The sequence below is a fragment of the Streptomyces sp. 3MP-14 genome (genome assembly GCF_006334905.2).
Classification (GTDB): domain Bacteria; phylum Actinomycetota; class Actinomycetes; order Streptomycetales; family Streptomycetaceae; genus Streptomyces; species Streptomyces triticirhizae.
In genome coordinates, this window is record NZ_VDLZ02000021.1 from 46,789 (window position 1) to 59,046 (window position 12,258).

General features: G+C 71.7%; 9 protein-coding genes. 3 read left to right on the top strand and 6 right to left on the bottom strand.

The window, feature by feature from the left end:
• The first annotated feature begins 39 nt into the window (after nt 1-39).
• Nucleotides 40-798 (top strand): class I SAM-dependent methyltransferase, encoded by a 759-nt coding sequence (locus FH609_RS28025; protein WP_139674084.1) that lies wholly within the window; start codon nt 40-42, stop codon nt 796-798.
• A gap of 76 nt (nt 799-874) precedes the next feature.
• On the opposite strand, the gene FH609_RS28030 is transcribed toward FH609_RS28025, so the two are convergent.
• Entirely contained in the window at nt 875-1,525 is a 651-nt protein-coding gene (locus FH609_RS28030; protein WP_139674081.1) for a choice-of-anchor M domain-containing protein, read from the bottom strand.
• A gap of 198 nt (nt 1,526-1,723) precedes the next feature.
• Between FH609_RS28030 and FH609_RS28035 the strand changes: the two genes are divergently transcribed.
• A complete protein-coding gene (locus FH609_RS28035; RefSeq protein WP_139674078.1) occupies nt 1,724-2,962 on the top strand; it encodes a choice-of-anchor M domain-containing protein in 1,239 nt (412 codons plus the stop codon).
• Nucleotides 2,963-3,039: 77 nt separating this feature from the next.
• On the opposite strand, the gene FH609_RS28040 is transcribed toward FH609_RS28035, so the two are convergent.
• Nucleotides 3,040-6,168 carry a CHAT domain-containing protein gene (locus FH609_RS28040; RefSeq protein ID WP_193318092.1) on the bottom strand — a complete coding sequence of 1,043 codons (3,129 nt, stop codon included), beginning with the start codon at nt 6,166-6,168 and terminating at the stop codon, nt 3,040-3,042.
• A gap of 673 nt (nt 6,169-6,841) precedes the next feature.
• On the opposite strand from FH609_RS28040, the gene FH609_RS28045 reads away from it, so the two are divergent.
• Nucleotides 6,842-7,789, top strand: coding sequence for a hypothetical protein (locus FH609_RS28045; protein ID WP_139674072.1), 948 nt, complete (start codon nt 6,842-6,844; stop codon nt 7,787-7,789).
• 118 nt (nt 7,790-7,907) lie between these two features.
• Here the strand turns inward: FH609_RS28045 and FH609_RS28050 are convergent, their stop codons facing one another.
• The 4 genes from FH609_RS28050 to FH609_RS28065 are packed head-to-tail and all read right to left on the bottom strand — an operon-like array spanning nt 7,908 to nt 12,184.
• Nucleotides 7,908-8,807, bottom strand: a complete 900-nt coding sequence (locus FH609_RS28050; protein ID WP_226962012.1) for an anchored repeat-type ABC transporter permease subunit — start codon at nt 8,805-8,807, stop codon at nt 7,908-7,910.
• On the bottom strand, nt 8,807-9,550 hold the full coding sequence (locus FH609_RS28055; protein ID WP_139674069.1) for an anchored repeat-type ABC transporter ATP-binding subunit: 744 nt from the start codon (nt 9,548-9,550) through the stop codon (nt 8,807-8,809). Before FH609_RS28055 ends, FH609_RS28050 begins: the two co-directional genes overlap by 1 nt.
• On the bottom strand, nt 9,547-10,551 hold the full coding sequence (locus tag FH609_RS28060; RefSeq protein ID WP_139674066.1) for a choice-of-anchor M domain-containing protein: 1,005 nt from the start codon (nt 10,549-10,551) through the stop codon (nt 9,547-9,549). The genes FH609_RS28055 and FH609_RS28060 overlap by 4 nt, the downstream gene beginning before the upstream one ends.
• 52 nt (nt 10,552-10,603) lie before the next feature.
• The gene (locus FH609_RS28065) at nt 10,604-12,184 is read right to left on the bottom strand and encodes an anchored repeat ABC transporter, substrate-binding protein (protein ID WP_139674063.1); all 1,581 of its coding nucleotides are present in this window, start codon (nt 12,182-12,184) and stop codon (nt 10,604-10,606) included.
• Between the last annotated feature and the right edge of the window lie 74 nt (nt 12,185-12,258).

Genomic DNA, 12,258 nt, shown 5'->3' on the forward strand with positions numbered 1-12,258 from the left:
CTGTCGGACACCGAACGACGGCGGAGGTGGCGCGTTCCGATGGGTGTGAGCATGGCGACGGCCGAGTACTGGGTCGACCGCTGGGAACGCCAGCAGCGGCGGTACGCGATCCACCGCGAGGAGCGGTTCGCCGTGCTCGCCGACGTGGCCGAGTACACCACCCGGGACGCGGCCCGCCCGCTCCTGCTCGACCTGGGCTGCGGGCCCGGCTCCCTGGCCGCCCGCGTCGCCGGCCGGCTGCCGCACGCCGAGATCGTCGCCGTGGACCGCGACCCGCTGCTGCTGGAGCTGGCCCGCACCCACCGGGCTGACGCCGCCCGCTATGTGGAGGCCGAACTCGGCGCGCCCGGCTGGATCGACGCGCTCCGCCTGGACCGCGCCCCCGACGCCGTCCTCACCGCCACCGCCCTGCACTGCCTGAGCGAGAAAACCCTCGCCCTGACCTACCATCACCTCGGCCAACTCCTGCGACCAGGCGGCGTGTTGGTCAACGCCGACCACTTCCCGGCCGGCGGCCCCGCCGGCCCGGGGCTCGCCGCCCACCTCGGGCACCGCCGGATGGCCCAGACCCTGGCCGGCGACGAGCCGGACTGGGCGTCCTGGTGGCGCGAGGCGGCCGAGGACCCCGAACTGGCCCACGCCTTCGCCGAACGCGCCCGCCGCCGGCCGGTCGAGGCGTCCGGGGGCAACGCCCTGACCTTCGCCGCCCACGCCCGGCTGCTGCGCGCCGCCGGCTTCCGCTCGGTCTCCTGCGTCTGGCAGTACGGCGAGAGCCGCGTCCTGGTCGCCTTCACCTGAACCGGCCCCGCGCGGAAGACCCCCGGCGCCGGAGACCGGCGCCGGGGGCGGGGGAGGGGGCGAGCGAGCGGGACGCCTACTCGGCGACGCTGAAGGTGAAGTCCTCGGTCACGGCCGGCACCGCGCTTCCGTCGGCCAGGGTGCCGCTGACGGTGAACGAGACGGTGTAGCTGCCGGGTTCGGTGAACGCCCAGTTGGCGTGGACGTGGCTGTGGGCGTCGAGTTCGGTGACGTCCGCGCCGTCGATCCCGTCGCCGCTGTCGAAGAACCGCGCGTCGGCGGCGCACAGCCCGTCCTGGTAGACGGAGACGTCACCCGGCCCGGTCACGCTCTCCAGGGAGAGGGTGAACGCGTCGCCCGCCAGCACCCCGTCGTCGATGTGCGCCGACAGGCCGGCCCACAGCAGCTCCGGGTTCTGGGTCTGCGGCAGCCGGTAGACGGTGTCCCCCGGCGCGCCCAGGAAGTCGTGGCACCCGCCGCCGGGCACGGTGTAGGCCGAGCCCGGCAGCGCGGCCAGGACCACCTCGGCCGGGTCGTACTCCACGCCGCTCGTCTCGTCGTGCACGTGGATCTGGAACGCGCCGTCCGTCAACTCCACGCCCACGACGTCCACATGGCCGGTGGAGAGCACCGTCGGCGCGGCGGCCGAGGCCGTGGCCAGGGAGGCGCAGGAGAGGGCGGCGGCCAACCCGCCGACTACGGTCAGGGATCTGCGCGAAACGGTCATGTTGCTACCTCGCTTAGTTCTCGCTCGGTTGATGGGGCGTCATGGTGCGTCTGACGAGGACAGACGATAATCATTTTCAAAAAGCCGGGGCAAGGTCGGCCATGCGTGGCTCATGTCACAGCGGGGTGTGGCTGGGGGCACGGTTCGATAGCTGATAGACATGGGAACCATTGTCAACTATGGCTGAGGAGCTGGGAGATGTCACTGCGAACGCGGCGAGGCCGGCGGGTTCCGTTGCGGGTCGGCGTCCTGGCGGCGGGCGGGCTGCTGCTGGCGGCCACGCCCGCCCCGGCGGCCGCCGAGGACGACACCGACCGGGAACGGGCGGTGCTCGACGGCGGCCACCTGGACCTCGCGGTCCGGATCGACGAGAACGGCGCGTGGGACTTCCTGATCAAGGACGGCACGGTCCCGGGGCAGGAGGTCTGGCGCGAGCCCAACGACGTCATCCTGCACTTCGACGCCCAACACGCCTGGCAGATACTGGAGTCGGCGGCCGGCCGGGTGCCCGAGCGGCTGGGGCGGCCGGGGGAGACGATCTGGGTCGACCACTCAGTCACCTACGCGCCCGGGCTGCTGTGGCCCGGCTGGAACACGGAGGGCGTGCCGCCCGAGGCGGTCAACTCCCCGATCACGGCCGCCTTCACCGGGGTCGAGGGCCCGGAGGGCTTCTTCCTCGGCCAGTGGCGGGACGACGCCGAACTGGGCACGGTGGTCGGCATCGACATCGACGGCACGCTGCCCGAGCCGGGCGCGGTCGAGCTGCGGCCGGGCGTGCACGCCCACCCGCTGTGGTTCTTCACGGAGGAGGGCGTCTACCGCCTCCGCCTGGAGCTGAGCGCGACCCTGCCGACGGGCGAACGGGTCGCCGACGCCGGCACGTTGACCGCCGTCGTCGGCGACGACATCGACCCCGACGACGTGGAACTCCCGGCACCGGAGGAGCCGGAGGAGCCTGGCCAGCCCGGCGACCCCAACGACCCGGGCGACCCGGGCGGGTCCGGCGGGTCCGGCGGCGAGTCGGGGGGTTCGGACGGTCCCGGGCAGCCGGGCGAGTCGGGGGGATCGGGGGGATCGGGGGACTCCGACGGGTCCGGTGCCCCCGGTGGATCGGGCGACCCCGGGGGGTCCGGCGCGTCCGGCGGCTCGGGAGACCAGGGCGGAACGGGTGGGCAGGAGGGGCCCGGAGGCGCGGGAGAACCCGAACGGTCAGGCCCGACAGGCGAGTTCGACGGGTCGGGCGCGCCCGGTGACCCGGGCGGCGGCACCGCCGAGGGCGCGACCGACCGCCGCCCCGGCGAACTCGCCGCCACCGGCGGCGGGTTGGGCCCCGCACTTGTGCCACTGGCCGCCGGCGGCCTGCTGGCGGCGTCCGCAGGAGCGGCGCTGCTGCTGCACTCCCGCCGACGCCGCGGCGCGAACGCGGCGGCCGGCTGAGGCAGAGGCGCCCCGTTCCCCCAGGCGAACCGGCCGCCACCGCCGTTCCCCGGGGTCACGACGGCCGGCCGCCGGCCTCACCTGCCCGAGTGGACATATGCGGCCCACTGGGTGGGCATGGTGGGATGCCGTGCCCGGTGAGTGCGAACCGCGTGGTGGAGAGCGAGAAAGGCCGAGGCGGCGGCGGGGGCGGTGCCGCCGTGGCTCAGTTGGGTATAGAAGGCGTCCGCGATGCCAGCGGCCGCGTGATCGTTGACCGGCCAGAGGGTGCCGATGACGGAGCGGTAGCCGGCGAGTTGGAACGCGGCGCTGAGGTGGGTGGCCTCGTCGGCATGGCGGAGGTCGGTGTCGGTGGTGCTGCACGCGGACAGGAAGGCCAGTTCACCGTGAGGGAGGCGCAGCCGGGCGATATCGACGATGGTGAGGGGGTGTTCGAGGTGGTCGTGGAGCAGGAGGCGGCTGTCAGCGGGGTCGGCGGGGTCCGCGAGACCGTGGCAGGCGAAGTGCGCGATGTGCCCGTTCACCAGCGCGGCGGTGATCTCGTCGTGCGTCGCTGGCGTTCCCGGGGCGGGCAGGACGGTCGCGGTGGGGAACTTGCGGAGCAGAAGATCGACTTCGCTCACCACGCCGGGGAGCGGTGGGCTCCCGGGTGCATCGGGCACGGCCACGACCAGCATCGAGGGGTTGTCCACCATCGCAGGGCGCTGCCCGGAGGCGTAAGAACGCGGGGCCCGGGCGTGACCAAGGGCTCGGATGGTCGGCGTATAGGAGGAGATCACGCGGTCCATCACGGCCGAGGAGGGCGCGCCGTCGGCGTGGTGTCCGGCGGCGTGCAGGGGGAGGAACGCACTGATCCCGACCGGGCACCACCAGATCCTGGGCCATGGGCTTCCCTGCGGCGGGGGAGCGGTGTGGCCGAGATGCCGCAGAACGGGCTCGGCGACGGTGTCCCACAGGAGGCTCAGGACTTCCAGGATGCGTTGCTGGGCTGCCTGGCGTTCTGGCGCGGGCAGGTCGGCGTCGGAGGCGTCATCCAGGGCCGCACGGAGTAGTGCGACCTGTTCGCTGGCGGCATCCTGGGTGAAGGCCGGAAGACTCACCACGCGGACCGGCCGTTCGGGGGCGTCGGTCACTATCAGCGCGTGTCCGCCCCGGCGGTGCGGAACGACGTACACGACGGGACCTTCGACCGCCTGCTCGCGCAGCCTTTCCACCGGAGGAGGCAGCAGGAAGTCCTCCAGCCCGGGACGTTCACGGATTCGCCCGAGTAACCGGACCCATTGCCGTTCCAGACGGGCGCGCCGTTCGGTCAGTTGCTGATGGTTCGACTTGGCGGGGACCCCCGTGCCCATGAGAGCTGCGGAGAAGTCAGGACTGGCGGAGGCGTGATCGGCTCGCTCGATCTCCTGGCGCAGATCGTCGAACGCGCCGACGAGATCCGGTGCACCTTCATCGAGGAGGGTGAGGTCCCCTCGGGTATCGAAGGCATCGGACAGCACCACGCCCCGCGTTTGCTCCAGTAGTTCGACCGCGCGCTCGGGGGCCCCCGCCGCGATGGCTGACACCGCCGCGGTAGCGGCCAGTCCGGTGAAGCCCGCGACAAGATGTCGCCTGTCCGCCGATCCGATACGCCGGGAGGTCAGCTGGGGAAGCAACTCCACGGCCAGTTCGACCATCACCATGGCGTGTTCGCAGTCGTCGGCGAGCAGGTCCAGCTCGGCTGCCTTCACCGCAGCGGGCAGTCTGTAGTCATTCGACTCGGCGGCGATCGCCACCGTGGCGAGGAGGTGACGTGCCTCAAGCACGTCCCCCGGATCGCCGGCCATGTCGAATCTGCTGCTCAACACATCTCCGAGAACGAACCGACAGCGGTTGCGCATGTTCTCGAACGCGTCGTCCGACGAGGCGATGGAGAGTGCCTCGCGGCAGTACATGACGGCCTCTGACATCTTCGCCGGACTCCCGTCCCGTACGGAGAGGTCACGCAGGACCTGGCCGAAGGAGAGCAGGGAAGAGATCCGATAGGGGTGATCGAGCCAGGTCGCGTCGATGGCCTTCCTGCCGAACCGGAAGGCCTCGTCCAGCAGTGCTGGGCTTCCGCCCCGTTCGACGGTCAGCCGGAGCACTTGGCTGAGATTGAGCAGAATGAGCGTCCGATTGGGGTGCTCGCGTGGTACCTGGGCGAGCGCCGTCCTGCTGATCCGGGTCGTCTCCTCCAGCAGCTGCGGATCTCGTCGGCGCGTGCAGAGCAGGTAGAGGGCGGCGGCCAGGTTGTTGAGATTCGCCGACCGGCTGAGAGGGGAGGGTGCCGCAGCGGCGACGGCCGACCGCCCGACAACAACGGCCTCCTCCAGCACGCCGAGGTCTCCTACCATCATGAACTTGATCTGGAGATACGTACTGAGGGTGGTGAGGTATCCCGACGGATCGGGGTCGTCAGGCAGCGTGGCGGCGACCGAGTCCCGCGCCACCTGGATCGCTTTCTCCAGCAACTGCGGATCGCGATGGAGAAGGAACGAGAACAACAAGGCCCCGCCGAGATTGGTCATGTGGCTGGCGCGCTCGGGATCTGTGGGCGGCGCGGCGGCAACCGCCTCCCAGCCGATGCTGACCGCCTCGTCCAGAAGAGCCGTGTCCAACTCCGCGACGCGCGCGCTCCGTTCAGCCGAGTGCCGGTCCGCCAGAAACAGAAGGAAGAGGCTGAGTTGCAGAGTTCCCAGGATGTCAGAGCGGTCGGGATCTGTGGTCGGCGTGGTGGCCCGGGCTTCCCGGCCGTGGCGCACGGCTTCCCGGAGCAGGTCGGTGACCCCGTCGGCCGCCGCAGGGTCCAGGTGCTGTGCGACCATGACGTGCACGACTTTGCCGAACGTGTTCAAGTACCAGAGGCGTTCGGGATCGCCGGGCGGGGCGGCCTCCAGGCCGCCCCGGAGCAACGTGATAGCCCGCCGGAGCGTGGATGCCCTTCGGGGACGGCCAGCCCCGTACAGTGAGGTGATGCGCCGTCTGGCGTCCTCGTGGGAGAGCCTCATCTTCGAGCTCACGATCCGGTAACCCAGGTAGTGCGTTCTGGCGATGACCGAGAAAAGCGTGAGGGGGACCAGGAGCCACCAGGTCCCCCAGGTCTGAAGGGCCATCACGACCAAGAGAGCGACGAGCGGCAGGCAGCTGCGGCCGCTCATCATCAGCGCGACGGGCAACAGCCACACGACCAGGAGCCACCCAGGACCTTCCAACAGGTAGGTGACGACGCCAGCGCCGACCAGGGCTGTCGGGAGGCAACCGAGCGTGCAGCTGTACTGTCTGCCCCCCTGCCCCCGACCCGGTGGATACGGGTGTCCCCGCGTCCCCTGCCCGTTCTCCTCCATAGAACCCCCCGCGGGCAGGCCGCCGATCCACCATCCTGGCGACGGCCGGTCCCGGTCGTCCGGATATCGCCGACAGCAACCGAGTGCGTGAGATGAGGTTATCTCCTATCGTGACGGCGGGAGGGATGTCCATGTCGATGGACCGCTTAGGCAGGCTGTGCCGGGGACTCACGCGTGACGCGGATCTGCGAGGCGTGCTGGAGGAAGCGGGCGTGACGGCCGCGCAGTGGGAGGCGCTGGCTGAGGCGGTCCGCGAGGGTGCCGGGCCGTCCGCGTTGTCGCCCCTGCTCGATGCGCTGGAGGAGGCTGCCGCAGCGGCTGGCGTGGACGGGATCACCACGGGGAGCCGAGGCTTCCGGCCTCTGCCCGATGCTGCCGTGGGCTTCCGCACCGCCAGGGGATGGAGTTGTCCACATCCGAGTCCCTGCGACCGCGTTGACCTCTCCCGCGATCGCGTGGCGCCGGTCTGCCCCCTGACCGCAGATCCGCTCACACCGGTCAGAGTAGTCAGTGGATGAACGTCTTCCTGGACGCCCTCAGCAAGAAACTCGCCGAGCAGTGGCTGAGTGTTCTGGTTCTCCCGGGCGCGTTGTGGGTCGCCACAGCCTTCTTGGCAGCGCGCGCCGGCCACCGTCGTGCATTCGACCTGCGGATGATGAGCGACGAACTCGACCGCTGGACCGAGAACGCCCCCAGCACGGGAGTCATCGTGTTCGTCCTGCTCGGCCTCCTGCTCGCCAGTGCCGCAGCGGGGTTGGCGGCGACCGGACTGGGTGCCGTGGCGCAACGCCTGTGGATGGCGCGCGGCCACCGGCCCCCGGGGCGGTGGTTGGTCACTTGGCGGCAGAAGAGGTGGCGGGCCGCAGAGGAAAGAGTCGTCGCCCTGATGAGCGAGGCCCTGCGCACCCATCCACCCCGTGGAGCCAGAACGCCCGAAGGCGATGCCAGCGCGGAGCGGGTCGTGTCCTATGGGCCAGCGCTGGCCGAAGAGCTGGCCCGGCGCGACGCCATCGGTCTGGAATTCCCTGGCAGACCCACCTGGATCGGTGATCGATGGCGGGCCAACAGTACGCGTATCCACCGCGCTTACGGTCTGGACATCGCCGTCGTCTGGCCCCGGCTGTGGAGCGTACTTCCCGAAACCCTCCGCGCGGACATCGCGGCGGCACAGGCCTCCTGTACCGCTGCCGCCACATGCGTCGGATGGGGCGCTCTGTACGCCGCCCTCGGTGTCCTCTGGTGGCCGGGTCTGCTGCTCGGAGGCACGGTTCTCATCGCCGGTGTCCTCCGCTCCCGCACCTCCACGACGACGCTGTGCCTGCTGGTCGAGAGCGCAGCCGACTTGCACGGCCCCACCCTGGCCGAACAGCTGCGGATGTCCTGCCCCGGGCCCGTGACTTCGGCCCTCGGAGAGGACATGAGCGCTCTGTTCCGCAAGGACCGCGGGCCTTTGGCTGGGTGACGGAGCCCGGGCAGCGCCTTCGGACGGCGCGTAGATGACAGGTCGATCGGAACGACATCTCGTTCGGCAGCCGCCCCCCCCGGCCGCCCGCTCCGGCCCCCGCCGGCTGCCCGCCCCGTCACGGCGGCGGCGCGGCCGCCTCCATCGCCGGGCGGCGGCCGCGCCGCCGCCCGGCCACGCGGGCGAGCAACCCGTGACGCGGTGCCAGCGCCCACGCCGCCAGAAAGAACCCCGTCGCGACCAGCACGATGGTCCCGCCCGTCGGCAGGTCCACGCTCCACGACAGATAGAGCCCGACCAGCGCCGAGCCGCCCCCGACCAGCGGCGCCAACAGCATCATCACGCCCAGCCGGTCCGTCAGCAGCCGCGCCGTCGCGGCCGGGGTGACCAGCAGGGCCAGCACCAGGATGTTGCCGATGGTTTGCACCGAGATGACCACCGCGATCGAGACCATCACATAGAGCGCCAGGTCCAGCGCGAACACCGGCAGGCCCAGCGCCCGCGCCGACTCCCGGTCCAGCGTGACGGCGACGAACTCCTTGTGGAACAGGAACGCCACCAGCAGCAGCCCCACCGTCGAGACCGCGACCACCACCACGTCCTCGTCGGGGATGCCGGTGATCGAGCCGAAGAGGAACTGTTGCAACGAGCCCGAGTAGCCCGGTGAACGGCTGATGATGACAATGCCCAGCGCGAAGGCGGCGACGAAGAAGACGCCGATGACGCTGTCCTCGCGCAGCCGCCGGTTCTGGGAGAAGACCGCGACGGCCACCGCCGTCAGCACCCCGGCCACCGCGCCGCCCAGCACCAGGTTGCCTCCGACCACGAAGGCCACGGCAAGCCCGGGGAAGACGGCGTGGGCCACCGCGTCCCCGATGAACGCCATCCCGCGCAGCACCACATAGCAGCCGATGACGCCGCAGACGGCCGAGGAGAGCAGGGCGACGAACAGCGCCCTGGGCAGGAAGGACAGCGCCGGGTTGAACAGGTCGGCCACGAACTCCTGGGGTGTCAGCATCAGTTGACCCCCAGCGCGGCGAGCAGCGGGCTGCCGGCCCGGATGCCGAACGCCGCGCGCCACGGCTCGGCGTCCCGCAGCTCGTCGGGCTTCCCGGTGGCGACCACCGTCCGGTTGACCAGGCACAGCCGGCCGCAGCTGTGCACGGCGGCCGTCAGGTCGTGGGTGGTCATCAGCACCGCCCGGCCCTCGCCGGCGAGCGCCCCGAACAGGTCCGTCAACAGCTCCTGCGTTGGCACGTCGAGGCCGGTGAACGGCTCGTCCAGCAGCAGCACGCGGGGCCGCAGCGCCAACGCCCGTGCGACCAGCACCCGTTGACGTTGCCCGCCGGAGAGCTGCCCTACGGGGCGGTCGGCCAGCTCCGTCATCCCGACGCGGGCCAGCGCCGCGCCGGCCGCCCGGTAGTCGGCGACGCCGGCGCGCCGCAGCCAGCCCATGCGCCGCACCCGCCCGGAGAGCACCGCGTCGGCGACGCTGATGGGGAAGTCCCAGGCGAACTCGTGGCGTTGGGGAACGTAGCCGACGCGCTGCCGCACCCGGCCCACCGGCTCGCCCTCGACGCGGATGCTTCCCGAGGCCGGGCGCACCAGGCCGAGCACCGCGCGCAGCAGGGTGGTCTTGCCGGCGCCGTTGGGCCCGATCAGCCCCATGAAGTCGCCGGCCTCGACGGTGAGTTCGACATCGTGCAGCACCCGCCGGCCGCCGAGGTCCACGTTCAGCCCGCGCACCGCCAGCGCCGTCACGACGCGCCCCCGTCCGAGCCGTCCGCGTCGCGCGCCCCGTCCGAGGTGGCCGCGATCCGGCGTGCCCGCCGGCCGCGTGCGGCGACCGTTGCCCCGGCCGCCGCCAGCGCGACGGCCACCGCGCCGACGACGAGCAGCACCGCCGGGAGCGAGGAGCCCCCGTCGCCCCCGTCCGAGGCGGCCCCGGCCTCGTCCGGCTCCTCGGCGTCCGGCGGCGCTCCCGTCGCCTCCGGTGTGGGTGCCGTGAACGCGTCCGCCGTCTCGGTGTCCTCGCCGACGGCGAAGCGGAGCGGGGCTCGGTCGGTGACGGTCTGTCCGGTGATCAGGTCGGCGGATATCTCGAAGTCCACGACGTAGACGCCGGGTTCGGTGAAGACCCAGTTGGCGTGGGTGTGGGTGTTGAGGTCCACCCACAGCTCCTGTGGTTCGGGCTCGTCGCCGTCCCAGAGCACTTCGGGTGCGCCGAGGTCGCCGTTCTGGAGGAAGACGGCCAGGTGGCCGGGGCCCTGGACGCCGTGCATGGTCAGCGTCACGCCCCGGTTGACCTGCTCCATGACTTCGGGGTCCTGGGTGTTCCAGCCCAGCCAGACGACTTCGGGGTGTTGGGTCTGCGGGATGACGTACAGCTCGCTGCCGGGTTCGGCGTCCAGGAAGGCGAAGTCCGGGCTGTCGGGGGCCTGTTGGACGGCGGCGTCGACGACCTGGACGGCGACGTCGGTCAACGCCCGCCAGACCGGTGGGGTCTGGGAGTCGTCCCGGCCCTGGACGCGCCATGCGCCGTCGACGAAGCGGGGGCCGATGTCCACGTGGCCGATGTCGAGCACCGCCTGGCCGTCGACGTTCTCCTCGTCGGGCGCGACGGTCTGGTCCAGGCCGCCGTCGTCCTCGGCGGCGTGGGCGGCCGGCGACAGCAGGACGACCAGCAGGGGTGCGGCGAGCAGGGCCGCCAGCGGCCTGGCGCGCCGGCGGGACGTGCCCGGTGGCGCGGGATGGTGAGACATGGATGATTCCTCAAGCGGGGAAGGGGAGTTGGGGCCTGGCCCGGGGGCGGGCTCAGCCGAGGCAGTCGCGCAGTGAGTCGGCGTTGGCGCGCATCATCGCGACATAGCTGGTGACCTCCTCGTCGAAGGCGTCGCCGTAGATCGGGCACACCGCCACGCCCCGTTCCTCGGCGATCTGGGTGAGGGTGTTGGAGCGGCTGCGGAGGTTGGGTTCCAGGAAGACGGCGGGGACGGAGAGGTTGTCGATGGCCTCGCCCAGCCGGCGGCGCTCGGCCATGCTGGGCTCGGTGGCCGGGTTGGGCGTGACGAAGCCGGCGATGTCCAGGCCGTACGCCTCGCCGAGGTAGCCGAACGCGTCGTGGGTGGTGACCAGATAGCGGCGGGAGGCGGGTATCTCGGCGATGGTGGCGGCCACATAGGTCTCGAGGTTCTCCAACTCCCTCAGGTAGTCGGAGGCGTTGGCGCGGTAGGTGGCGGCGTTGGCCGGGTCGATCTCGGTCAGGGTGTCCCGGATGATCTTGACGTAGGCCATGGCGTTACGGACGTTCTGCCACAGGTGGGGGTCGATCTCGCCGTGGACGTGGCGGCCCAGGACCGCCTGCGGCAGTTGGTGGATCTCCTCGCCGGCCCGGCCCAGCATCCGGAACCTCGGGTCGCCCGGCACCTCGGTGATCGCCTTGTTGGGCACCTCGATCACCGTCTCGGCGGGGGAGTGGACCTCCTGGTGGGCGTGCCCGCCGCCCTCGGGGTCCGCGAACAGGTAGAGGCCCCCGGCCCGTTCGCCGCCGTCGAGGCCCACGGCGATGTCGGCGTGGCCGGCGTCGAGCACGTGCGCGTGCGTCATCCCGGGCACCGTGTGTGGGTCGACGCCGACGGCGAACGTCACGGTGGTCTCGCCCAGCGGCACCGGCCGGTCCTGTGGTGTGGGTACCGCCTCGGCCGTCATGTCCAGCCGGTAGATGCCGGGTTCGGTGAACGCCCAGCTCATGTGGGTGTGGGCGTCGGGCGGCAGTGTCGCGGTGTCGTCCGCGTAGCCGTCGCCGGCGTCGAAGCCGTCGGAGGAGTCGAAGAAGACGGCCGGCTCCCCGAAGGTCTCCGTCAGGTAGCCGACCAGCTCGCCCGGGCCTTCCAGGCCGGTGGCCTTAAGTCGCACCTCGGAGGAGCGGGTGGCGCCCAACTCGGCGCCCGTTCCCCGCACCCGCAGGCCCAGCCAGATGGTGTCGAGGTTGACGTTCTCCACCAGCGGGATGATCTCGGCCGCGTAGCGGGCCGCGCGCTCGGCGAGCGGGACGTTGGGCACGTCCTCGGGGAGGTTGGCGTCCAGGGCCCGGATCAGGTTCTGTTCCTCCAGCATCAGGTAGTTGCTGAACGCGGCGTCCGCGTAGACGATGTCGCGGACGTCCCGCAGCGTCGGCTCGTGGGAGTGCGGGTCGCCGCCCTCGGGGACGAGGGACTCGACGTCCACCAGCTCGCCGCCGACCTGGCGGGCCAGGTCGGCCAGGATGCCGGTGGTGGTGACCACGGACACCCGGCCGTCGTCCGGCGGCGTGGCCAACCGGTCGCAGCCGCCGGCCGTCACGGCCAGCACGACCGCCAGGGCCGCGAAACGCCGGGTGCCGCTTCTTCGCCTCATCGGCTCGGGGAAACCTTCCTCACGCGGTTCGACGGGGTGGAGGAGCGAGCCGGTGGGGGCGGGCCGTCATGCGC